Source organism: Duganella caerulea, from assembly GCF_040362985.1.
Taxonomy (GTDB): domain Bacteria; phylum Pseudomonadota; class Gammaproteobacteria; order Burkholderiales; family Burkholderiaceae_D; genus Rugamonas; species Rugamonas vulcania.
Map to the genome: position 1 here is coordinate 17,265 of NZ_BPWJ01000021.1, position 21,212 is coordinate 38,476.

Annotated in this window: 25 protein-coding genes; 8 read left to right on the forward strand and 17 right to left on the reverse strand. The window is 64.5% G+C overall.

Going from position 1 to position 21,212, the window contains the following annotated elements; translation table 11 throughout:
• Nucleotides 1-52: 52 nt before the first annotated feature.
• From ACUJB0_RS31135 to ACUJB0_RS31145, 3 genes are all read right to left on the reverse strand, one after another.
• Entirely contained in the window at nucleotides 53-925 is an 873-nt protein-coding gene (locus tag ACUJB0_RS31135) for a serine hydrolase (protein ID WP_444848645.1), read from the reverse strand.
• 303 nt (nucleotides 926-1,228) lie between these two features.
• Nucleotides 1,229-1,453, reverse strand: coding sequence for a TOBE domain-containing protein (locus ACUJB0_RS31140; protein ID WP_444848646.1), 225 nt, complete (start codon nucleotides 1,451-1,453; stop codon nucleotides 1,229-1,231).
• Nucleotides 1,454-1,536: 83 nt separating this feature from the next.
• Nucleotides 1,537-2,559 carry a sulfate ABC transporter substrate-binding protein gene (locus tag ACUJB0_RS31145; RefSeq protein WP_444848647.1) on the reverse strand — a complete coding sequence of 341 codons (1,023 nt, stop codon included), beginning with the start codon at nucleotides 2,557-2,559 and terminating at the stop codon, nucleotides 1,537-1,539.
• Nucleotides 2,560-2,859: 300 nt separating this feature from the next.
• Between ACUJB0_RS31145 and ACUJB0_RS31150 the strand changes: the two genes are divergently transcribed.
• A complete protein-coding gene (locus ACUJB0_RS31150; protein WP_444848648.1) occupies nucleotides 2,860-3,405 on the forward strand; it encodes a GNAT family N-acetyltransferase in 546 nt (181 codons plus the stop codon).
• A gap of 1 nt (nucleotide 3,406) precedes the next feature.
• Here ACUJB0_RS31150 and ACUJB0_RS31155 read toward each other — a convergent pair whose 3' ends face one another.
• Nucleotides 3,407-4,204 (reverse strand): class II glutamine amidotransferase, encoded by a 798-nt coding sequence (locus tag ACUJB0_RS31155; protein WP_444848649.1) that lies wholly within the window; start codon nucleotides 4,202-4,204, stop codon nucleotides 3,407-3,409.
• A gap of 155 nt (nucleotides 4,205-4,359) precedes the next feature.
• Here ACUJB0_RS31155 and ACUJB0_RS31160 point away from each other — a divergent pair, with 155 nt between their 5' ends.
• From ACUJB0_RS31160 to ACUJB0_RS31170, 3 genes are all read left to right on the forward strand, one after another.
• Entirely contained in the window at nucleotides 4,360-5,184 is an 825-nt protein-coding gene (locus ACUJB0_RS31160; protein ID WP_444848650.1) for an EAL domain-containing protein, read from the forward strand.
• A 106-nt stretch (nucleotides 5,185-5,290) separates the two neighbouring features.
• The gene (locus ACUJB0_RS31165; protein WP_444848651.1) at nucleotides 5,291-5,728 is read left to right on the forward strand and encodes a hypothetical protein; all 438 of its coding nucleotides are present in this window, start codon (nucleotides 5,291-5,293) and stop codon (nucleotides 5,726-5,728) included.
• 102 nt (nucleotides 5,729-5,830) lie between these two features.
• Nucleotides 5,831-6,598 (forward strand): YcbK family protein, encoded by a 768-nt coding sequence (locus ACUJB0_RS31170; RefSeq protein WP_444848652.1) that lies wholly within the window; start codon nucleotides 5,831-5,833, stop codon nucleotides 6,596-6,598.
• Between the two features lie 4 nt (nucleotides 6,599-6,602).
• Here ACUJB0_RS31170 and ACUJB0_RS31175 read toward each other — a convergent pair whose 3' ends face one another.
• Nucleotides 6,603-6,821: a DUF3460 family protein gene (locus ACUJB0_RS31175; RefSeq protein ID WP_444848653.1), complete on the reverse strand. Its 219-nt coding sequence runs from the start codon at nucleotides 6,819-6,821 to the stop codon at nucleotides 6,603-6,605.
• A 61-nt stretch (nucleotides 6,822-6,882) separates the two neighbouring features.
• Here ACUJB0_RS31175 and ACUJB0_RS31180 point away from each other — a divergent pair, with 61 nt between their 5' ends.
• From ACUJB0_RS31180 to ACUJB0_RS31195, 4 genes are all read left to right on the forward strand, one after another.
• Entirely contained in the window at nucleotides 6,883-7,290 is a 408-nt protein-coding gene (locus tag ACUJB0_RS31180) for a hypothetical protein (protein ID WP_444848654.1), read from the forward strand.
• Between the two features lie 24 nt (nucleotides 7,291-7,314).
• Nucleotides 7,315-8,118, forward strand: coding sequence for a transporter substrate-binding domain-containing protein (locus ACUJB0_RS31185; protein WP_161087284.1), 804 nt, complete (start codon nucleotides 7,315-7,317; stop codon nucleotides 8,116-8,118).
• Nucleotides 8,119-8,120: 2 nt separating this feature from the next.
• Entirely contained in the window at nucleotides 8,121-8,786 is a 666-nt protein-coding gene (locus ACUJB0_RS31190) for an amino acid ABC transporter permease (protein ID WP_444848655.1), read from the forward strand.
• 71 nt (nucleotides 8,787-8,857) lie between these two features.
• Nucleotides 8,858-11,053, forward strand: coding sequence for a putative bifunctional diguanylate cyclase/phosphodiesterase (locus ACUJB0_RS31195; RefSeq protein ID WP_444848656.1), 2,196 nt, complete (start codon nucleotides 8,858-8,860; stop codon nucleotides 11,051-11,053).
• A gap of 47 nt (nucleotides 11,054-11,100) precedes the next feature.
• Here the strand turns inward: ACUJB0_RS31195 and ACUJB0_RS31200 are convergent, their stop codons facing one another.
• From ACUJB0_RS31200 to flgB, 12 genes are all read right to left on the reverse strand, one after another.
• A complete protein-coding gene (locus tag ACUJB0_RS31200) occupies nucleotides 11,101-12,141 on the reverse strand; it encodes a hypothetical protein (protein WP_444848657.1) in 1,041 nt (346 codons plus the stop codon).
• A gap of 18 nt (nucleotides 12,142-12,159) precedes the next feature.
• The gene (gene flgL, locus ACUJB0_RS31205; RefSeq protein WP_444848658.1) at nucleotides 12,160-13,071 is read right to left on the reverse strand and encodes a flagellar hook-associated protein FlgL; all 912 of its coding nucleotides are present in this window, start codon (nucleotides 13,069-13,071) and stop codon (nucleotides 12,160-12,162) included.
• An 11-nt stretch (nucleotides 13,072-13,082) separates the two neighbouring features.
• On the reverse strand, nucleotides 13,083-14,468 hold the full coding sequence (flgK, locus tag ACUJB0_RS31210; protein ID WP_444848659.1) for a flagellar hook-associated protein FlgK: 1,386 nt from the start codon (nucleotides 14,466-14,468) through the stop codon (nucleotides 13,083-13,085).
• Nucleotides 14,469-14,562: 94 nt separating this feature from the next.
• Entirely contained in the window at nucleotides 14,563-15,027 is a 465-nt protein-coding gene (locus ACUJB0_RS31215; RefSeq protein WP_444848660.1) for a rod-binding protein, read from the reverse strand.
• An 8-nt stretch (nucleotides 15,028-15,035) separates the two neighbouring features.
• Nucleotides 15,036-16,169 (reverse strand): flagellar basal body P-ring protein FlgI, encoded by a 1,134-nt coding sequence (locus tag ACUJB0_RS31220; protein WP_444848661.1) that lies wholly within the window; start codon nucleotides 16,167-16,169, stop codon nucleotides 15,036-15,038.
• Nucleotides 16,170-16,208: 39 nt separating this feature from the next.
• A complete protein-coding gene (flgH, locus tag ACUJB0_RS31225) occupies nucleotides 16,209-16,898 on the reverse strand; it encodes a flagellar basal body L-ring protein FlgH (protein ID WP_444848662.1) in 690 nt (229 codons plus the stop codon).
• Nucleotides 16,898-17,689, reverse strand: coding sequence for a flagellar basal-body rod protein FlgG (gene flgG / locus ACUJB0_RS31230; RefSeq protein ID WP_175041667.1), 792 nt, complete (start codon nucleotides 17,687-17,689; stop codon nucleotides 16,898-16,900). Before flgG ends, flgH begins: the two co-directional genes overlap by 1 nt.
• 31 nt (nucleotides 17,690-17,720) lie before the next feature.
• A complete protein-coding gene (flgF, locus tag ACUJB0_RS31235; RefSeq protein ID WP_444848663.1) occupies nucleotides 17,721-18,446 on the reverse strand; it encodes a flagellar basal-body rod protein FlgF in 726 nt (241 codons plus the stop codon).
• Between the two features lie 14 nt (nucleotides 18,447-18,460).
• Complete coding sequence (locus tag ACUJB0_RS31240; RefSeq protein WP_444848664.1) at nucleotides 18,461-19,696, reverse strand: flagellar hook protein FlgE; 1,236 nt, start codon at nucleotides 19,694-19,696, stop codon at nucleotides 18,461-18,463.
• A 14-nt stretch (nucleotides 19,697-19,710) separates the two neighbouring features.
• The gene (locus ACUJB0_RS31245) at nucleotides 19,711-20,397 is read right to left on the reverse strand and encodes a flagellar hook capping FlgD N-terminal domain-containing protein (protein WP_444848665.1); all 687 of its coding nucleotides are present in this window, start codon (nucleotides 20,395-20,397) and stop codon (nucleotides 19,711-19,713) included.
• A gap of 3 nt (nucleotides 20,398-20,400) precedes the next feature.
• A complete protein-coding gene (gene flgC / locus ACUJB0_RS31250; RefSeq protein WP_444848666.1) occupies nucleotides 20,401-20,823 on the reverse strand; it encodes a flagellar basal body rod protein FlgC in 423 nt (140 codons plus the stop codon).
• 10 nt (nucleotides 20,824-20,833) lie between these two features.
• Complete coding sequence (gene flgB / locus ACUJB0_RS31255) at nucleotides 20,834-21,196, reverse strand: flagellar basal body rod protein FlgB (RefSeq protein WP_161087496.1); 363 nt, start codon at nucleotides 21,194-21,196, stop codon at nucleotides 20,834-20,836.
• Between the last annotated feature and the right edge of the window lie 16 nt (nucleotides 21,197-21,212).

A 21,212-nucleotide genomic window follows, 5' to 3' on the forward strand; every position in this document is an offset into this window, starting at 1 on the left:
GCGAAAAAAAGCCGGACGCGTGGTCCGGCTCTTGTTTCGGCAGTCTGAAAGATCAGGCGGCGCGGCGGTGGCGGCCGGCCGACTTGGCCGCCTTTTTGTGACGATGGGCCGAAACCTTCATGACTTTTGGTTCTCCATCCGGACCCGCGATGAAGCGGCGAATATTGAAGGCATCCATCAATCGGGCCGAGTTTGCCTTGGCGTTGAGCAACACCAGGGTGGCGTTCTTGCCGGCCGATTTGAAGCGCATGATCAGGCAACGGCCGGCCTCTTCGGTGTAGCCGGTCTTTGACAAACCGACGTCCCAACCCTTGGCGCCGACCAGGCGGTTGGTGTTGTGATATTCGACCTGGCGACCCTTGATATTGATCACGTCCTTGGTGTCGGTGGTGATGCGGCGGATGTCCGGATAGGCCGAGGCGGCGGTTGCCATTTTGACCAGATCGGTGGCGGTGGAGCGGTTGTTCGGCGACAAGCCGGTCGGTTCCTCGATCACGGTCTGGGTCAAACCCAGCGCCTTGATCTTGGCGCTGACCGCTTTCTTGAACGCTTCGGGACCGCCCGGATAGGTGCGCGCCAGCGATGCGGCAGCCCGGTTGTCTGACGACATCAGTGCCAATTGCAGCACGTCACGGCGAGCCAGTTCGGCGCCAACCGGCACGCGCGAGGTGCTGTGCTTGATCATGTCCACGTCGGTTTTATCGATGCTGATGGGTGCATCCATGTCCGGCTTGGAATCGAGCACCACCATCGCGGTCATCAGCTTGGTCAGCGAGGCGATCGGTACTTGAACGTTGGAATTTTTTTCGAGCAGCACTTTGCCGGTACCGTCTTCGACGACCAGCACCGACTGCGAGCCGAGCGGCACTGCGAACGCAGCCGCAGTAAACGAACTCAGCAATACAGCGACAATTTTCTTGAGCATGTTAGGTAACTTCTAGGGAGAGAGGAGTGTATCGGGCGTCAGAAGTTGACGCGGCGCAAAACTAGTCTAGCTATGCGGCAATATTTCCTGAGGATAGAAGATAACATTAAAGTGGTTTCTCGTCTATTGAATGTAACTCCACGATTCTGTTTATTTTGTGTTGCGGATACGTCTTAAGGTGCCTCTAAGCATTTTGGGGTCAAGTCTGGCATTCGGACACGGCCTCTGCCGTAGCGGGGCGCTATGGCAGAGGCCGTGTCCGAATGCCAGACTTGACCCCAAATTTTTGAACGGCAATGTTGTCTAGTTGCTGCTGATTTTGGCGATGGAGACTTCGGTTGATTTCACGAGAGCAATGACTTCGCTGCCGATTTTCAAGTCCAAGTCATGAATCGAGCGCGACGTGATCACCGAGGTGACAATGCCGTGCTGGGTGTCCACATCGACTTCCGAGACGACCGGCCCAAAGATGATTTCCTTGATCTTGCCGCGGAACTGGTTACGTACGTTAATTTCAGAAATGGCCATCGCGTTTCCTTTGTCTGGTTGTTTGCTACGTGTCCAGATTACGGGCCGGCTGGCCATTTGCAAACGAATCGATTCGGATATCCTTATTTGGTCTGGTAAATCTTGTCGAATTCGCCGCCGTCGTCAAAATGCTTCTTCTGCGCCGATCGCCAGCCGCCAAAGACGTCATCTACCGTGAACAGCGTGATTTGACGGAAATTGGCGTTGTACTTCTTGAACGCCGTCTCGGAGCGCGGACGGAAGTAGTGCTTGGCGATGACTTCCTGCGCTTGTTCGCTGTACAGGAAGTTCAGGTAGCCGGTGGCTTGCTTGCGCACGCCACGGCGATCGACCACTTTGTCAACCACGGCCACCGGCGATTCGGCCAGGATCGAAATCGACGGGTAGACCACTTCGAAGTTGTTGCCGAACTCCGCGCGCACCAGGTTCACTTCGTTCTCGAACGTGACCAGAACGTCGCCGATCTCGCGCTGGGTGAAGGTGGTTGTCGCGCCGCGCCCGCCTGCGTCCAGGACCGGTACGTTCTTGAAGATCTTGCTGACCAGGTCGCGCGCCTGCGCTTCCGTGCCGCCTTTTTTCAGTACCGAGCCCCACGCCGCCAGGTAGGTGTAGCGGCCATTGCCGGCGGTCTTGGGGTTGGGAATGACGACCTTGACGCCCGGCTTGGCCAGGTCGGCCCAGTCCTTGATCTGCTTGGGATTGCCCTTGCGCACCAGGTAAATCATGGTCGAGTAGTAGGGCGCGGCGTTGTTCGGGAACTTCTTGGCCCAGTCCTGCACCACCAGGCCCTTGTCGGCCAGCATGTCGATGTCGTTGGCCTGGTTCATCGTGACCACGGCAGCTTCCATGCCGTCGGCCACCGAACGGGCTTGCTTGGACGAGCCGCCGTGCGATTGGTTGATGCTGAGGGTTTCGCCGGTGGTCTTCTTCCACTCGGCGACGAACAGCGGGTTGATATCCTTGAACAGCTCGCGGGCGACGTCGTAGGAGGCGTTCAACAGCACGGTTTCTGCGGCGTTGGCCTGCAGCGGCAGGCCCAGCATGACGGCCGAAGCGGCCAGGAACGAGGAAATAATCACGCGGCGAGCAGGTTTTTTGGTGGTCATAATGAGCTTTCGTAATAACAGACGCCCATGGTGTAAAATTTCGCCCGGAAAAGATACGAATTTTTCGTAATATGCTTAGTAGGTATGGTTAGCACGAGGTTTTCAGTAAAAACCGCATAACGATTTTTGAAAACATTCGTGGGCAAAAGCAGGGCCAGCCATTAGGCTGCATGAGTCAATCGGGTGCTCCCGCAACGGCTTTTGCTGCTTGGTGTATAGTCGGTTTCAGGCACTGAAGAAGGCGCGCGGTACAACGGCGAAGCGCTTCATTTTTGCTAATGGGAATATTTGTGAGCGTACATGAGTCTTGAAATTCGGAGTCTTGAAATTCGTATTGCTGCTTCGACAGATGCGGATGCGGCCTGCACGGTGTTGCGCCGCTCGATCACGGAGTGCTGCGATCTGGATCATAAGAACGATCCCGCCATCCTGGATGCCTGGCTGGGCAATAAAACTCCGCAGATGGTGGCGAACTGGTTTAACTCGCCGACGAATTTTTCGCTGGTCGCCGTCAGCGACGGCGTGGTCGTCGGCGTCGCGCTGCTGACCGGCGCTGGCAAGCTGGCCTTGTGCTATCTGCTGCCGGAGGCGCGCGGCCAGGGTGTCGGCAAGGCGCTGCTGGCGCGCATGGAGGAGCAGGCGTGCAGCTGGGGCGTGAAGGCGCTGCAATTGCACAGCACGGCCACCGGCCAGGAATTCTTTGCCAAGCGTGGTTATGTTGACGCCGGCAAGGTGCGCTCGCCGTATGGCGTGGAAACCGTGTTCTTCTGGAAGCAGCTGGACGCCGGCGCGGAGGCCTCGGACGGCGGCAAGCGCAAGCGCTTCTGCAACTGCAATCCGGTCTAGTCTAGCAGCAGATCTCCAACTCCCATTCCTGGCGCCGCACCGGCGCCGATCCCACTTCCAATCCATTGACAAACAGCTTCAGCTCGCCCGGAGCGAACCTGGTCCAGGCCTCGTTCGACGTCAGCGGCTGGGTGGCGATGACGGCGATGCGGTCATCCAGATGGTTGTGCTTGCTGAAGTCGATGCTGAGGTCGCAATCGATCAGCTGCGCCACCGAGAATGGGTATTCGCGCACCACCACGTGCAGGTCGGTGCTGCAATGGGCGAACAACAGCTCGCCGTTGGACAGGATGAAATTGAAGCTGCCATGCGCGGCGATTTCGCCGGCCAGCGTCTCCAGCGCGCCGAACAGCACGTGGCGCGGCGGCCGCGTTTCAAAGCGCAGCGCCAGGCCGGACAGCAGGTGGCAGAAGGCGCGCTCGCTGTCGGTGTCGCCGTGCGGCGAGTACAGGCTAGGATTCGGATCGAACAATTTCAGGTCGCCGTTGTGCGCGAAGGACCAGGTCTGGCCCCACAGCTCGCGCGTGAACGGGTGGCTGTTTTCCAGCGAGATGCGGCCCTGCGTGGCCTTGCGGATATGGGCGACCACGTTCCTGGCCTTGATCGGATGGTTGCGGATCTGCGCCGCCAGCGGCGAGTGCGTCGAGGCCAGCGAATCGGTGTAGAGCTTGCAGCCACTGGACGTATGCAATGCGATGCCCCAGCCGTCGCGGTGCTCGCTGCCGCGCAGCGCGAAGCCGGCGAAGGAAAAGTCGACAGCGGCGGGCTTGCTGCTGCTCATGGCGAGTAGTTGGCACATGGTGTTCGGGCGAAGAGTGGCGATGGCCAACGATAGCGGCGCGATGGCGCCGGTGGAACGAATGTTTTGGTATATGCATAGCTGAAAGCATTCGTTCGCGCTCGTCGCGCGCGGGCTTACGCTGGCGGTATTGTCAGCGTCCGTCGAGGAGTTCCATGTCATTTCCCATCTTGAAAAAATACCTGGCGCGCTTGTCCGACGCCAGCGGCGCGGCTTCCACCATCTGGCTCGATTACGAGGGCAAGGCCCACGGACGCTTCTTCAACTGCACACTGAGCAGCGCTTTCCAGCCGATCCGCCAGCTGGCGTCGGGCGAGGTGCGCGCCTACGAGGGCCTGGTGCGCAGCGTGTCGGCGCAGGACCAGGGCTTGTCGCTGTGGCGGCTGCTGGACCACGCGGCCAGCGACGACGAGTCGATCGAGCTGGACCGTTTGTGCCGCATGCTGCATGCGATTAATTTCTTCCGCCAGGCCGGCGAGGGGCCGCAGGACTTGTACCTGAATGTGCATGACCGCTTGCTGAGCGCGGTCAGCAGCAATCACGGTCACGCTTTCCGCCGCATCCTCGACGCGCTGGAACTGCCGCTGCAACGCGTGGTGCTGCAATTGCCGGCGGCCTCGCCGCAGCAGGGCTGGTTGTTGAACTATGTGTCCGACAACTACCGCCGCAACGGTTTCCGGTTCGCGGTCAATGTGCCGAACGCGCGTGAGGCCTTGCTGTTGCTGGATCGCTTGCGGCCCGATGTGATCAAGCTCGACGCGCGCGAGCTGCACGACAGCGAGGCGCTGCTGGCCCTGATGAAGCGCAGCGCGCAGGACAATGTGGCGCTGGTGTTCAAGCGGCTGGAGTCGACGCCGGCGTTGACCGTGCTGCGGCAGCTGGGCGAGGCCGCGGATGTGCCGCTGCTGGTGCAAGGCTATATGCTGGACGAGCCGCGCGCGGATTTTCTGGCCGTGGAACGCGAGGTGGTGGCGGCGTGATGAGCCATTTCAAATATGTATCCGCCGTCATTCATGATAGCCACAATGAATTTGTTTTTTGTGCGGCGACTGCTTAAATGGAATCTCCAACACGGGGGATGTCATCATGAAAACAATCTACGTCGCAGTGGTTGTGGGGGGACTTGCATTGTCGTCAGCTTTGCAAGCGCAGCAGTCCGAAGAGACCTTGCGGGTGCCGGTTCCGGCCAACCAGGCCCGCATCGAGTTGCCCGATTCGTATTCCAAGATGTGGCCGCAGGATTACCGCGATCTGGTGGCCACCTACACGCTGTCGAACGGCCAGACCCTGTCGATCATCAGTCGCGGCACGAATATGTATGCCTACATGGACCAAGGGCCGGAGCACAAGATCGTCACCACCGGCCGCGACAGCTACGTCGCGCTGGATCGCCAGCTGAAAATGGAAATCCATCCGGACGACGATAACGGCGCGCACGGCTGGTTGACGATGGTGGTGCCGGCGCGGAGCCTGTCCGATGGCAGCGTCGTTCCGGAGCAGGTGATCCATCTGGCGATGCGTTAGCCGCGGGTTGCGTCTGGTTTTTTGCGGGAAATCGGGCGCGTTCCCTTTTTCATTTCCCTCTGCATACGCTATAGTATCCATATCGTTTTTCACGGGTGGGCTATGGCATCGCGCAGAAAGTTTTTACAGCAGGGTTTGGGTGTGGCGGGAGCGAGTTTTTTATCGGTGCCGCTGATTGGATGCGCTTCCCGCGGCACGGTTCAACATAGCGCGGCCGCCGCGCCGAAACCGGCGCCGCATCAGGCCGCAAGCGGCGCCGGTGTCAGCGCGCCGGGTTCCGTGGCGCAGGCCAGGCCGGCAGCGAGCATGCCGCACGCCAGCGCGCCATCCGGCTTCGGCGAACTGGCGCCGCCGCCTGATATCTTCGATGCGCAGGCATTGGACCTGGAGTTCTGGCTCAAGCCGCGTACGCTTGATGTGATACGGCCGGCTTCCGGCGAGCGCGCCAAGCTGCTGTACTGGCGCGACGGCGAGATCATCGAATCGGCCTACCAGGACTTGTGCCATCTGCTGCGCGACGTCAACGGCAAGGAAACCGCGCGCATCGATCCCAAGCTGTTTGAAACGTTGTGGGGCACGCAGGCTTTCGTGGCGCGCTACGGCATCGACACACCGCTGGAGATTTTATCCGGCTACCGCACCCAGGCGTCGAACCAGAAGCTGCGCGAGGCGGGCGTGCCAGCCGCGCGCCAGTCGCTGCACATCGAGGGCCGCGCCGCCGATATCCGGCTGGCCAACCTGAATTCCGAAGTGCTTGGCGGTCTGGTGAAGAGCTTCCGCCAGGGCGGCGTCGGCTTCTATTACCGCTCCGGCCCGCGCGGCGGCTGGATCCACGCGGACACCGGCCTCAATCGCACCTGGAAGGGCTGATCCATCATTCGTAGAAGTACGAGTGGTAGACGGTCGGCTTCAACTCGGCCTGGCGTTCGCGGTCTATGCGTTGCGGATCGACCGGACGCTCCCAGAAAATGCGCCATCCCAGCACCTGGTCGCGCCGCACCTCGGGGTGCTGGCGCAGGTAGCCGTTCAGGAACTGCGTGAATTCGGACTCGTATTCGCGGCGGCCGGGGCCGTAGGGATATTTATATTTCATGGCTGATTTCCTTCCATCGATTAAACTGGCGGCTGCTTAAAGACTAACTCAGCAGGAAAATATGCAAGACAATGACAAGCCGCGCTTCCGTCCGGTGCCGTGGAGCGGGCTGGAAACCCCGGCCGATGTGGAACTGTGGATAGCCGAGCACGACCTCAGCCTGCAGGAGCATATCGCCAAGAACGAAACCGGCTATGGCGTGTGCTTCACCCTGGCCGAGGGCGGCGAGATCTATATGCAGACCACGCAGGACGGCGCCTTGATTCTGGATGTTACGCCGGAAGCGGAATGGGTGTCGCCACTGATCATGGCCGCCGCGCGCATCGATGAGGCGCCGCAGGGCCGGCTGTGGGTGCTGCCGGACGATAAGCTGGTACAGTTGATGATCGGCCTGAGCGGGCTGATCGCCAGTTCCATCCTGGTGGTCGGCCATAATTTCGGCCTGCGACGCCGCATGGGCGCGTGGTAGCGCCTGTCACTTACAAGGAATTTCATGCATAAACGCGATTTCACTTTCAAGCTGGCGCAAGGCGCGCTGCTGGCCCTGGCGCTGACGTCCGTGGCCTTGCCCGCATCGGCGGCCGACCTGCTGGCCACGGTCAAGGCGCGCGGCACGCTCAAGGTGGCGATGGAGGGCACTTATCCGCCGTTCAACTACAAGGACCAGAAGAGCGGCGAGCTGGCCGGCTACGACGTCGATGTGGCGCGCCTGCTGGCCGCCAAGCTGGGCGTGAAAGTGGAGTTCGTCAGCAGCGAGTGGGCCAGCATCCTGGCCGGGCTGTCGGCCAATAAATACGATGTGATCATTTCGCAGGTCGGCATCAATCCCAAGCGCGAGCAGGCTTTCGATTTCTCGGCGCCGTATATCTACTCGATGCCGCAGCTGATCGTGCGCAAGGACGAGAAGGCGGCCTACAAGACGCTGGCCGACCTCAAGGGCAAGAAGCTGGGCGTGGGGCAGGGCAGCGTCTACGAGCAGCAGGCCAAGGCGGTGCCGGGCATCGAGGTGCGCAGCTACGCAGCCGCGCCGGACACCATGTCCGACCTGGCCTTCGGCCGCATCGACGCCGCGCTCAACGACAGCCTGATGTCGGCCTATCTGCTGAAAATCTCCAAGCTGCCGATCAAGGCTGGCGCGCAGGTGGGCGCGGTCGAGCGCATGGGCATCCCTTTCCAGAAGGGCAATCCGCAATTCAAGGAGGCGCTGAACAAGGCGCTGGCCGAGGCCGCCGCCGACGGCAGCCTGAAGGCGATCTCGCTGAAGTGGTTCGGCACTGACGTCAGCAAGGCGCCCTGAGCATGGATAGTCAGGGGCTGCTGGAGCTGCTGCACGAGGCCGCGCCGGTCATGCTGCGCGGCGCCGGCTACACGGTGCTGTTCGCGCTGGCGTCGATGCTGGGCGGGCTGCTGATCGGCTTTCCGGTGGCGGTGATGCGCATCCTGCCGTACCGCGTGCTGCGCTGGCCGGCTGGCGTGTATGTCAGCCTGATGCGCGGCACGCCGCTGCTGGTGCAGATGTTCGTCATCTATTACGGCCTGCCCAGCGTGGGCATCGAATTCACGCCGGTGACGGCCGGCATCCTGGCGCTGAGCCTGAACGCGGGCGCCTTCCTGTCCGAGAGCCTGCGCGGCGCCATCGCGGCGGTCAGCAAGGGGCAGTGGGCCGCCAGCTACAGCCTGGGCCTGGGCTACTGGTCCACGCTGCGTTTCGTGGTGTTGCCGCAGGCGCTGCGCATCGCGGTGCCGGCCATGAGCAATACGCTGATCAGCCTGATCAAGGATACCTCGTTGGTGTCGGTCATCACCATGACCGAGCTGATGTTGTCGACCAAGGAGGTGATCGCGACCACCTTCCAGCCGCTGCCGCTGTACCTGGCCGCCGCCGGCATTTATTGGATGCTCAGCCTGCTGTTCGAGGCGCTGCAACGGCGCGCGGAACAACGCTTGAACCGCGCGCATCGCTGAGGCGTCGCCGCGCGCTCGACAGTGCGCGGCTTAAATGCTAGTCTGGATACCTACCGACGCAAAGGGGTGGTATGCAGAAGCCTACACACACTACCGAACTGCATGGCGGCCGGCAGCCGATCTCGACGGCGCGCATCGACGGGCTGACCAGCATGGCGGTTATCGACGAAGGCGCGGCCGCGCTGGCGTTCACGGCGCCGCCCGCCGCGTCCCCGCTCAGCGCCGAGCAAGCCTGCTTCAACGACGTGTACCTGCTGGCGCCGGTCGGCTATTTCGTGCTCGGCTTCGACACCACCATCCTGCAAATGAACGTGGTCGGCTCCGACCTGCTCGGCGTGCCGCGCAACAATCCGGCCAAGCTGCCGCTGCGCCAGTTTATCGCCCCGCGCTTCCACGAGGATTTCGACCGCTTCGTGCGGCTGGCGCTCAACAGCACGCACCCCGAGGAATGCTCGCTGCAGATGACGCGGGCGCGCAACCAGCAGGGCTTCCCGGTCACGCTGCGCGCCAGCGCCGACAGCAGCGGCCAGGCCATCCGCGTGGTGCTGGAGCTGGCCGAGGGCAAGCTGGCGGCGCTCGAGCGCAGCGAGGAGCGCTTCCGCCGCATCGTGCACAGCGCCGAGGAGGGCATCTGGGAAATCGACGGCGCCGCCCGCACCAGCTTTGTCAATCCGAAGATGGCGGCCATGCTGGGCTACACCATCGAGGAGATGCTGGACCAGCCGCTGGTGGCCTTCATGGACGACGAGGGCCGCGCCATCCTCGAGCGCAATATCGCGCGGCGCCAGCAGGGCGTGGCCGAGCGCCATGAGTTCAAGTTCCTGCGCAAGGACGGCAGCGAGCTGTGGGCCACCCTGGCCACCAACCCGATCTTCGATGCCGAGGGCGCCTACCTGGGCGCGCTGGCGCTGGTGAGCGACATCACCGACAGCCGCGCCACGACCGAGCGCATCTGGCACCAGGCCAATTTCGACCAGCTGACCTCGCTGCCCAACCGCCACATGTTCCTGGACCGGCTGGGCCACGAGGTCAAGAAGGCGCAGCGCGAGGGCATGCAGCTGGCGCTGCTGTTCATCGACCTGGACGGCTTCAAGCAGGTCAACGACACGCTCGGCCACGCGCACGGCGACACGCTGCTGGTGGAGGCCGCGCGCCGCATCGGCGCCTGCGTGCGCAGCTCGGACACGGTGGCGCGGCTGGGCGGCGACGAGTTCACCGTGATCCTGTCCGGCATCGAGCAGACCGCCGGCATCGAGCGCATCACGCAGACCATGCTGGCGCTGCTGAACCGGCCGTTCGCGCTGGGCGCGGCCCAGCCGTCGATCTCGGCCAGCATCGGCATCGCGCTGTATCCGTCGGACGCGGTGGCGCCGGAGGACTTGCTGCGCCAGGCCGACCAGGCCATGTACGCGGCCAAGGAGTCGGGCCGCAACCGCTACAGCTATTTCACGGCCGACCTGCAGCAGGCGGCGCAGGCGCGCCAGCAGGTGGCGCAGGACCTGCGCTCGGCCTTGTCGGAGCGGCAGTTCGAGTTGTACTTCCAGCCCATCGTCAACCTGCAGAGCGGCAAGATCGAGCGGGCCGAGGCGCTGCTGCGCTGGCGCCATCCGCAGCGCGGCCTGCTGGTGCCGGCCGATTTCCTGCAGCACGCCGAGGCGGGCGGGCTGATGATGGAGATCGGCGACTGGGTGTTCCGCCAGGCTGCGCTGCAGGCGCGCCGCTGGCAGGACGAGCTGGGGCCGGGCTTCCAGGTCAGCATCAACCAGTCGGCCGCGCAATTCCGCGGCGACACCGCGCTGTACGTGGGCTGGCTCAACTACGCGGCCGAGCTGCAGCTGGCGCCGCGCAGCATCGTCATCGAGATCACCGAGGGCGTGCTGATGGACGGCATCGCCAAGATCGCCGACCGGCTGCGCGAGCTGCGCGAGATGGGCCTGCAGGTGGCGCTGGACAATTTCGGCACCGGCTATTCGTCGCTGTCGCACCTCAAGCATTTCGGCATCGACCTGCTCAAGCTGGACCGCAGCTTCATCCAGCACCTGGCCAGCGACAGCGGCGACCTGGCGATGTGCGAGGCGCTGATCGTCATGGCGCACAAGCTGGGCTTGCGGGTGGTGGCGGAGGGCGTGGAGACGCCGGCGCAGAGCGCCTTGCTGGCGCTGGCCGGCTGCGATTTCGCGCAGGGCTATGTGTATGCGGAAGCGATGCCGGCCGCGCAGTTCAGCGAGCTGGCCAGGCGCGGGCTGCCCCCCATGGTGGTGGAATAACGCGGTGGAGATGAGGCGGTGAAAGGGGCGGGGTGGCCCGCCCGCGCCTAGCGCAGGCTCAGCAGCGAGATCACGCGCTCGCGGCTGATGCCGGCCAGCGCCGAGGTGATCGACAGCAGCGACTGGTAGCCGGGCTGCTTGGCGGTCGAGACGAAATTCTGCGCCACCTGGTCCATGCCGTCGGTGGTGTCGCTGGGCGTGGCTTCCTGCACGCGGGCGCTCACCTGGTTGAGCGCGGTGTGCACCGAGGCGATCGCCTGTTCCACCTGCGCCAGCGCCTGCACCACTTGCTGCAGCGTGGCGCGGATGCCCTCCACGTCGGCGGTCTGCCAGCTGTCGGGATCGATGGCCGGCGCTTCGGCCTCGGCCTTCACGCGGTTCAACTGGCCGGTCGGGAAGCGGATGCCGCCGCCCTGCACGGCGATGGTGTCGCGCACATTGGTCCACGACGATTCCGGTGTGGAGAACTCCAGCTGGCCGTCCTCGTTGAGGTCGGCGCGCACGCCGCTCGGGGCCAGCGCGTCGTCGAAGCGCTGGGCGATTTCCTCGTCCGACAGGCCGGGCTCCAGCACCACCGAGCGCAGGTTCTGGCCGCCGCCCAGCGAGATCGCCAGCACTTCGCGGCCGCCGTTGCGCAGGTTGCCGATGTTCATGCCGCGCACCGTGAAGCGGGTGGTGCTGGTCTTGTTGCTGAATTTGAGGCGGGCGTCCAGCGTGCCGCCGGAGGCCGCGCTGCGGCTGCGCCAGGTGTTGCTGAACTGGCGCACGCGCGCGTCCACCGTGCCGTCGGCGCGCTGGCGGTTGGCCAGGCGGGCGCTGAGGTCGGCCTTCAGGTTGCGCAGCTGGGCCGCGCTTTGTTCCAGGAAGTCGAGCGCCTGCTGGGCGCCGGAGATGTCGCCCTGCAGCGGCTGGTCCCAGTTGTTCAGGCCACGGCGCAGCGGCGCGGCCGAGGTGGGCGTCGGCGTGACCGGGGTGGCGGTGGCGGCGTTCTCGCCGTGCAGCCCCAGCGCGGTGCCGTCCACCGCGCTGGCATTGCTGGCGTTGCCAGGAACAATGACGCTCGGGTTGGTGTTGGGCGAAATTTGCATAGGGTGCTCGGCTCGGGATTACAGGATGTTGAACAGCGACAGGTTGCTGATCTTGGAATACGCTTTGTACGACGATTGCAAGGCCAGATTATAGCCGTTCAGTTCGGTCGCGGCCTCACCGTAGTCCAATTGGCCCAGGTCCAGGATCGCGGTCTGGTTCGACAGGCTGACGTTGGCGTGGTTGCCGTCCAGCGTTTCCAGCACGTTCTGGGCGCCGCCGAAATCGGCGATCTTGCCGGCCACCAGGTCCAGCGTGGCGCTGGCGCCGTCCATGTTGGCCCCCAGTGCGGCCGTCAGCGAGGGCGAGCCCACCGTCAGCGTCGGCGACGACAGCTGGTCGATGGTCGTGTCCATCTGGTTGAGCAGGTCTTCCAGGCCCTTGACGTCGACGTTGACGGTCTGCGTGATGCCGTTGCCGACCACGGTCTTCTGCTGGTTCTGGTTGCCGGTGAAGGTGTAGCGCGAACCGATGGCCGCATTCGCATCGAAGGTGATGGCCGGGGTGTCGGTCGCGGTGCCGGAGAAGATGTAGCGGCCCTCCTGGTCTTTCTCGTTGGCGCTGTAGAACAGGCTGTCGCGCAGCGCGGTCATCGGGTTGACCATGGACTTCAGGTCGGCGGCGGTGTTGCTGCCGTCCGAGGCCCAGACCAGCAGATCGTGGCTCTGGGTGATGTCGTTGGTCATACTCTGCAGATACGTCTCGTTGGTCGACAGGCGGATCTTGACGGCCGCGATATTGTCGCGGTACTGGCCGACGATGGCTTCCTCGCGCTCCAGGCGCGACAGGCGGACGTTGCCGACCGGATCGTCGGACGGCAGCTGGATCCGGTTGCCGGAGGCCATCTGCGAGGTGATCTGGGCCAGGTGGCTCTGGTTGTCCTGCAGGCCGCGGTTCATGGTGGCCTGGAACTGGCTGGTGGCGATGCGCATTCAGGCTCTCCTTAACCGAACATCTTGATGGTGGCGTCGAACAGGGTGTTGGCGACCGCGATCACCTTCATGTTGGCCTGGTACATATTCTGGAACTCGACCAGGTTGATCGCTTCCTCGTCGGTGTTGACCGCGCTGGTCGACTTCCAGTCGTCTTCCGACTGCTGGCGGACCGTGGTGGCGGTGTTGAGCTGCGCCTGGTTCTGCTGGCTGTCGATGCCCAGCTTGCCGACCACCTGGGTGTCGGCGTCGCCCAGCAGCACGCTGCCCAGCGAGGTCAGGGTGATCGGCTGGCCCTTGATGGCCACCAGTTTCTGCAGGTTGCCGCTGTCGCCAGGCTGGCCGTCGCTGGAGAAGGCCAGGTCGGCGGTCTTGAAGCCGCTGGTCACCTGCAGCAGCTGGATGGTGCCGTCGGTGGGATTGGCGGTATTAAACTTCAGCAAGTCCGTGCCGGCCACGCCGGGGCTGGTGAAACCGGCCGCCAGCTGGGTGTTGATCATGCTCGACATCTGCCCGGCGATCTCGGAGATCGATTTCTGCAGCGGCTTGAGGGTGTTTTCCTGGTAGTCCGCCAGGCCGCCCAGCTGGCCGCCGACGCGGGTGTCGTCCAGCTTGAAGGAGGTGTTGGCAAACGCCAGCGTCAGCTGCGGCGCGCTGCCGGTGGTGTCGAAGGCCAGCTTGCCATACAGATTGGCCACCACCAGCGGCTGGCCGCTCTTGAGCGAGACGCTGGCCGTGCCGTCCGGGTTGTTGAGCACTTCCACGCCGATCTGCGACGCCACCTTGTCGATCAGCTGTTCGCGCTGGTCGATCAGGGCCGAGGTGTTGGTGCCGTTGTTGCCGATGGAGATCACCTGCTGGTTCAGCGCGGCGATGCCGGCCAGCGATTCGTTCAGGCCCGGCAGGATGGCCGAGCGCTGCTGCTGGACCGAGATCAGCTGGTTGGAGGTGACGTTGTAGATGCTGTTGAACTGCTGCGACATGGAATCGGCCGCGGTGATCACCTGCTGGCGCAGCGGGGTCGAGGTGGGGTCGACGGCGGCCGCGTTGAAGGCCTTGAACAGCGTGTCGATGCCGTAGCTCAGGCTCGACTTGCCGTCGCTCATGACCTTTTCCATCTGGGTCAGGTAGGGCTGGGTCTGGCTGTGCTGGCCGAGGTCGGACGCGGCGCGCCACATCTGCTGCGACTTGTAGGAATCGCTGAAACGCAGCAGGGAACCGATCTTGACGCCGTTGCCCGGGCTCATGCCGGAGGAGCCGTCACCGGCGCTGGCCTGCAGCAGCACGCCCTGGCGGGTGTAGCCCTTGGTTTGTGCGTTGGCGATGTTCTGGCTGACCGTGTTCAGGGCAGCCTGGGCGGCCAGGGCGCCGGACAGTGCGTTGTAAGAGATGCTCATATTGCAAGGGTCTTTCCTGGTGAAGGCCGGAGGACCAGTCGCTTGCAGTGTTTAAATAGCGCTCACTGGTCCGTTAACAGTAAAGGGCGACGGATTACTGCGCCGGATTAAGCGTTGCGGAAATATTTTGCGGTTGGGCAATATTCGACGCAGGCGCGGCAGCGGCGGCGCGGCCCGGCAGGCTGGCCTGCATGGTGGACGGCCCGCTGGCCGGCGGCAGCAGCTGGCGCAGGATGCAGTCGGCCACGCCGAAGGCGCGCTGGCCGGCCAGCTGGTCGGCCACCAGGTTGTCGGCCATGTCCAGCATGTCCTCGTTGATCTTGTCCTTGAACACGCTGTCCTCGGCCGCCAGCTCGCGCGTGCCGGAACGCATCTGGTGCAGCATGTGGCCAATGAAGAAGCTCTCGAACTTGACCGCGGCCTCGGTGGCCTTGGCGCGGTACTTCGGATCGACGCCGTCGTCGACCGCCGGGGCGGCCACGGCGGGCGTTTCGCTGAGCTTGTCGGCCACGCCGATGCGCATGGTGCTGCCGTCGAATTTGCTGGGGTCGAAGTTCATGGCATTCCTTAGATGACGACCAGTTCGCCTTCGATCGCGCCGGCCTGGTCCAGCGCCTGCAGGATGGCCATGATGTCGTCCGGCGAGGCGCCCAGGCTGTTGACCACGTCGATGATCGATTGCAGCTTGGCGCCGGCCGGCCACTTGAACATCTGGCCCGAGCCCTGGTCGACGCTGACCTGCGATTGCGGCGTGGCCACGGTGTTGCCCTGGGCCAGGGCGTTCGGCTGGCTGACCTTGGTCGATTCGGAGATCACCACCTTCAGCGAACCGTGGGTGACGGCGGCCGCGCGCACGCGCAGGCCCTCGGCGATCACCACGGTGCCGGTGCGGGAGTTGAACACCACCTTGGGCGAGTCGTCGCCGACGTCGATCGACAGCGCCTCCAGCTTGGCCATGAAGGCCACGCGCTGGGTCGGGTTGGCCGGGGCCACCACGTCGATGCTGGTGGCGTCGGTGGTGGTGGCGATGTCGCCGAAGCGCTTGTTGATCGAGTCGACGATGTTGATCGCGGTCTGGAAGTGCGGGTGGCGCAGCGACAGGCGCACGGTGGGCTTGGTGGCGAAGTCGGTGGCGATCTCGCGCTCGATCGCGGCGCCGCTCGGGATGCGGCCGGAGGTCGGGGTGTTGACCGTGACCGAGGAGCCGCTCTTGCCGGAGGCGCTGAAGCCGCCGACCACCACGTTGCCCTGGGCCAGCGCGTAGACCTCGTTGTCGGCCGCGCGCAATGGCGTCAGCAGCAGGGCGCCGCCGCGCAGGCTCTTGGCGTCGCCCATCGAGGACACCACCACGTCGATGTTCTGGCCCTTGCGGTAGCCGGGCGGGAACACCGCCGACACCATCACGGTGGCCACGTTCTTGGACTTGGCGTCGGTGCCGTCCGGCACCTTGACGCCGAACTGCTTGAGCATGTTGATCACCGACTGGCTGGCGAACTTGACCTGGGTCGAATCGCCGCTGCCGTTCAGGCCGACCACCAGGCCGTAGCCCACCAGCGGGTTGTCGCGCATGCCTTCGACCGCCACCAGGTTGCGCAGCACCTGCGCGGCCTGGGCCGGAACGGCGCCGCCGACGGCGACGCAGAAGGCCAGCGGCAGGGCCAGCAGGCGGTGGAGGGAGCTGAGGCGCTTGCGGAAATTCATGGGTTCACCTATTAAAAACTGCGCAAAAACTACGGCCGTTCAGAACGGCATCAACGGGCCGTTGAAGAAGCGCGACAGCCAGCCGGCCGATTGGGTGTCGGCCAGCGTGCCCTGCGCCGAGTAGGCGATGCGGGCGTTGGCGATGCGCAGCGACGACACCTGGTTGTCGGCGTCGATGTCGGCCGCGCGCAGGTAGCCGCGCAGGCGGACGAATTCCTCGCCCTGGTTCAGGGTCAGGGTCTTTTCGCCGGACACGCGCAGCAGGCCGTTCGGCAGCACTTCCTGCACGATCACGGTGATGGCGCCGGTCAGCGCGTTCTGCTGGGTGCTGGTGGCGTCGCCGGCAAAGGTGTTGGAGGCGCCCAGGCCGATGGCGGCCTTGCCGAAGGTTTTGCCCAGCAGGTTGGGCGCGGTGATGTTGTCGGCCGAATTCTTGGAATAGCTGGTGCCGGCCTTCTTGCTGGCCTGCGTGGTTTCCTGCAGGTTGACGGTGACCACGTCGCCGACGCGGAAGGCGCGGCTGTCCGAGGTCAGCGACAGGCCCAGGTCGGCGCTGTAGACGCCGCCCGAGGTGCCTTTCGGGCCGACCGCGCGCGAGACGGTGGGCGGCTCGTCGGACGGGCCGGGCCGCACCGGCGGCGGCTGCAGCGCGGCGCAACCGGTCAGCGCGGCCAGCGCGGCGGCCAGCGCCGCCTTGGCCCAACCGGGGACGGGCAGGGCGGCTTTCATTATCGCGCGGCCTGCGACAGGTACTGCAGCATGTTGTCGGCGGCCGACAGCACCTTGGTGTTCATCTCGTAGGTGCGCTGGGCGGCGATCATGTCGACCATCTCCTCGACCACCTGCACGTTCGAGCCCTCCAGCGTACCCTGCTTGAGCTTGCCCCACTGGGCGTCGCCCGGCTTGCCATCGGTCGGCGTGCCGCTGGACGGGGTTTCCGCGAACAGGTTCTCGCCCAGGGCCAGCAGGCCGGTCGGGTTGATGAAGCTGGTCAGCGTCAGCTGGCCCAGCTGGCTGGCGGTGGTGTTGCCGGCCAGCGTGGCCGAGACCACGCCGTCCTCGCCGATGGTCAGCGAGGTGGCGTTGGCCGGGATGGTGATCTGCGGGATCAGCGGCAGGCCGTGGGCGTTGACCAGGATGCCGTTGGCGTCGACCTGCAGCTGGCCGGCGCGGGTGTAGGCGGTCTCGCCGTTGGGCTGGCGCACCGACAGGAAGCCGTTGCCCATCACCGCCACGTCAAGCTGGTTGCCGGTGGTTTGCAGCGAGCCCTGGCTAAAGACTTTTTGCGTGCCCACCATGTGCACGCCGTTGCCCAGCTGGACGCCGGACGGCGCCAGCGTGTTGTTGTCGGCGCGCTGGGTGCCGGGCTGCTGCTCGATCGAGTAGAACAGGTCCTCGAACACCACGCGGTCGCGCTTGAAGCCGACGGTGTTGGCGTTGGCCAGGTTGTTGGCGATGGCTTGCAGTTTTTCGTCCTGCGCCTGCACGCCGGTTTTGCTGATCCACATTGCTGGATTCATGATTTCTCCCTTGGGTGTAACGTGGACCGGCTCAGCCGCCGATCAGGCGGTTACCGGTTTCGGCCATCGAATCGCTGGCCTTGAACAACTTCATCTGGATTTCAAACGTACGGTTCAAGCTCATGGTGGCGACCATTTCCTCGACCGCCGACACATTGCTGCCCTCCAGGTGGCCGGGCTTGACCACCACGGTGGGGTCGGTGCCCAGCGGCTGGCCGCTGCGCGCCACCAGCAGGCCGGCCTCGTTCTTGGTCAGCTCCGAGGCCTCGGCCTTGACCAGCTTGAGCTTGTCGATGGTCTGCATGGTGGTGGTGCCGGGACTCTGGATCGACACCGTGCCGTCGCTGCCGACCGCGATCTTGCTGTACTGGGGCAGGGTGATCGGGCCGCCTTCGCCCAGCACCACGTTGCCGTTGATCTTCAGCGTGCCGGTCTCGTCGAGCGTCATCGCGCCGGCGCGGGTGTAGGCCTCGCCGGTCGGACCCTGCACCGCCAGGAAGCCGTCGCCGGAAATGGCGACGTCCAGGTCGCGGCCGGTGGCCTTGAGCGTGCCCTGGCGGGTCGAGACCGCGTTGGCCTGCAGCTGCGACATGTGGCGGTCGTCGTAGCCGTAGCCGTTGACGGTCTGCGCCGACGACAGCTCCATATTGGCGCGGAAGCCGCCGGTTTCGATGTTGGCCAGGTTGTTGGCGTGTACCTGCTGGCCGCGCAGGGCCCGCTCGGCCCCGCTCATGGCGGTGTAGATCAGCGCATCCATGGGTCAGCTTATCCTTAGATCGCTTGCATCAGCGATTGCATCATCTGGCTCTCGGTCTGGATGACCTTGGAGTTCGCCTGGTAGTTGCGCTGCGAGGTCATCAGGCCGACCAGCTCCGACGTGATGTCGACGTTGGACTGCTCCAGCGATGCCACGGTCAGCGTGCCGTTCATGCCCACGCCCGGGTTGTCGATGTTGGGCTGGCCGGAGGCCACCGATTCGATCCAGCTGGTGTCGCTGACCGAGGTCAGCGCGCCTTCGTCGGCGAAGGTGGCCAGCGACAGCATGCCGATGGTCTGCTTCTGGCCGTTGGTGTACTTGGCGATGATCGAGCCGTCGTCGCCCAGGTCGATGCCCTGGTAGGTGCCGGACGCATAGCCGTTGGCGTTGTTGGTGGCGGTGGTGGCCTCGCCGGCGAAGCCGGTGGTGCCGGTGTAGTTCAGCGCGATCGTGCCCAGCTTGCCGCCGTTGGACAGCGTGAAGCCGGTCAGGTCGACGTTGAAGGTGCCGTTGTCGGGCGACACCGCCGGCGCCGTCATCTGGCCGTTGGCATCGGTGGTGATGGTGGTGGTCTGGCCCGTCTGCAGGCCGTCGACCAGGTAGTTGACGGTGACGTCGGTGGCGTTGGCGCGCGAGAAATACTGGGTCAGCGTGTGCTGGCCGCCCAGCGTGTCGTAGATCACGGTGGCCTTGGCCATGTTGAACGAGGCCGGGTCGGGCGGCGTGGTCGGGGTGGCGGTGGTCTGGTCGAAGTTGACCGTCGGCACGCTCCAGTCGGCCGACAGGTTGCCGACGTAGTTCATTTTCGAGGTGATCACGGCGGGAATCGCGCCGGTCTCGATCTTCAGGTCGCCCTGCGCGCCCTTGACGCTGGTGCCGGGAGTGATGACGTTGCCCTGCACGCGGCGGCCGTTGGAGTCCACCACGTAGCCGTCCTTGGAACCGCTGAAGATGCCGACGCGGCTGTATTGCGTGACGCCGGTGTTGACGTCGCGCGAGACGAAGAAGCCGCGGCCGTTGATCGAGGCGTCCAGCGAGCGGCCGGTGTTGAGGATGCCGCCCTGCTGGTTGATGCTTTGCGTGTGCGAGCCGACCATGACGCCGGTCGGCTGGTCGCCCGCCACCAGCGACGAGAAGTTGGCGCGCGACGACTTGAAGCCGTAGGTGCCGGCGTTGGCGATGTTGTGGCTGGTCGTGTCCAGCGCTTCGTTAATGGCCTGGATGCCAGACAATGCGATATCGAAACTCATGATGGATACCTTCCTTAGAGACTAGATTGGGTGGCCGAAGCGGAGGATTTGCCGTTGAAGGCGGTAATGGCGGTCGGCGCGACTTCGCCGACGTTGCCGATGTTCAGTACCACGCTGCCGGACGAGGACAGGCGCACGCTGTTCAGGCGGCCCTGCAGGTCGATCGGCGGGTGTTCCTTGGTGCTGGTTTCCACCGTCATGGTGTAGGTGCCGGCGGGCAGGCCCAGCACGGTCGGGTCGATGGTGAACGGCACGGTGCCGGCCGCCGCCACGCCCAGGTTGACGCTGTGCTTGGTGCCGTCGATGCCGGTCAGCACCACGTGGGTGGTGGAGCTGGTCGCCGCCAGCGTGGTCTGGCCCTGCACCTTGGTGCTGCCGTCGGTGGTCAGCGTGCCGGTCTCGGCCATGACGTCGGAGCCGACCTGGGCGCCGAGCGCCAGCACCTGCATGCTCTGCAGCACGCTGGCGTTGGAGCTGGTCAGGCTCGACAGGTTTTGCAGCGACTCGGTCTGCGACAGCTGGGTCAGCTGCTGGACGAACTGCGCCGGATCGGTCGGCGACAGCGGATCCTGGTTCTTGATCTGCGCCACCAGCAGCTTGGTGAACATGTCCGAGGTCGCGCTGGCGCTGTTGCCGGTGATGCCGCCGCCGGTGGCAGGCGCGTTGGCGCTGGCGCCGTTGTTGAGGAGACTGACTGTCATGGCTTAACCTTCACCGAGTTTGAGGAGGGATTGTTGCATCGTGCGGATACGGCCCAGGACTTCGACATTGGTCTCGAAGGCGCGCGAGGCCGACATCATGTCGGTCATCTCGGCCACCTGGTTGACGTTGGGGTAGAACACCATGCCGTCGGCGTTGGCCATCGGATGGCCCGGTTCGTAGACCTTGCGCAGCGGCTCGCTCGATTCGACCACGTCCAGCACCTGGACCTTGCCGCCGGTGTTGCCCATGTCGCCGATGCTGTCGGTCATGACGGCGGCGAACACCGGCTTGCGGGCGCGGTAGGTGTCGGCCTCGGTGCCGGCCACGGAATCGGCGTTGGCGAGATTACTGGCGATGGTATTGAGGCGCACCGACTGCGCGGCCATGGCCGAGCCGGCGATCTCGGAAATATTCTTGAACGACATTTGGCGCTCCTTATTGGCCGTTGATGGCCTTGGCCAGGCCCTTGAGGCTCATGTTGACGAAGGTCAGGCTGGTCTGGAAGTCCGAGGCGTTCTGCGAGAACGCCGCCTGCTCGACGCCGATCTCGACGGTGTTGCCGTCGCGGGTCGGGTGGAACGGCACGCGGTACATCATGGCGGCGTCGTCGTCGCCGCCGATGTCGCCGCTGGCCTCGGCCTGGGTGTTGGCCAGCGTGGCGGCGAAGTCCATGTCGCGCGCCTGGAAGCCTGGCGTGTTTTCATTGGCGATGTTGGAGGCCAGGATGCGGGTGCGCTCGGCCCGCAGGTGCAGCGCGTCGGCATGCAGGCCCACCGCATCTTTGAAATTAATCGCCATGTTCGTCCCCTGTGTA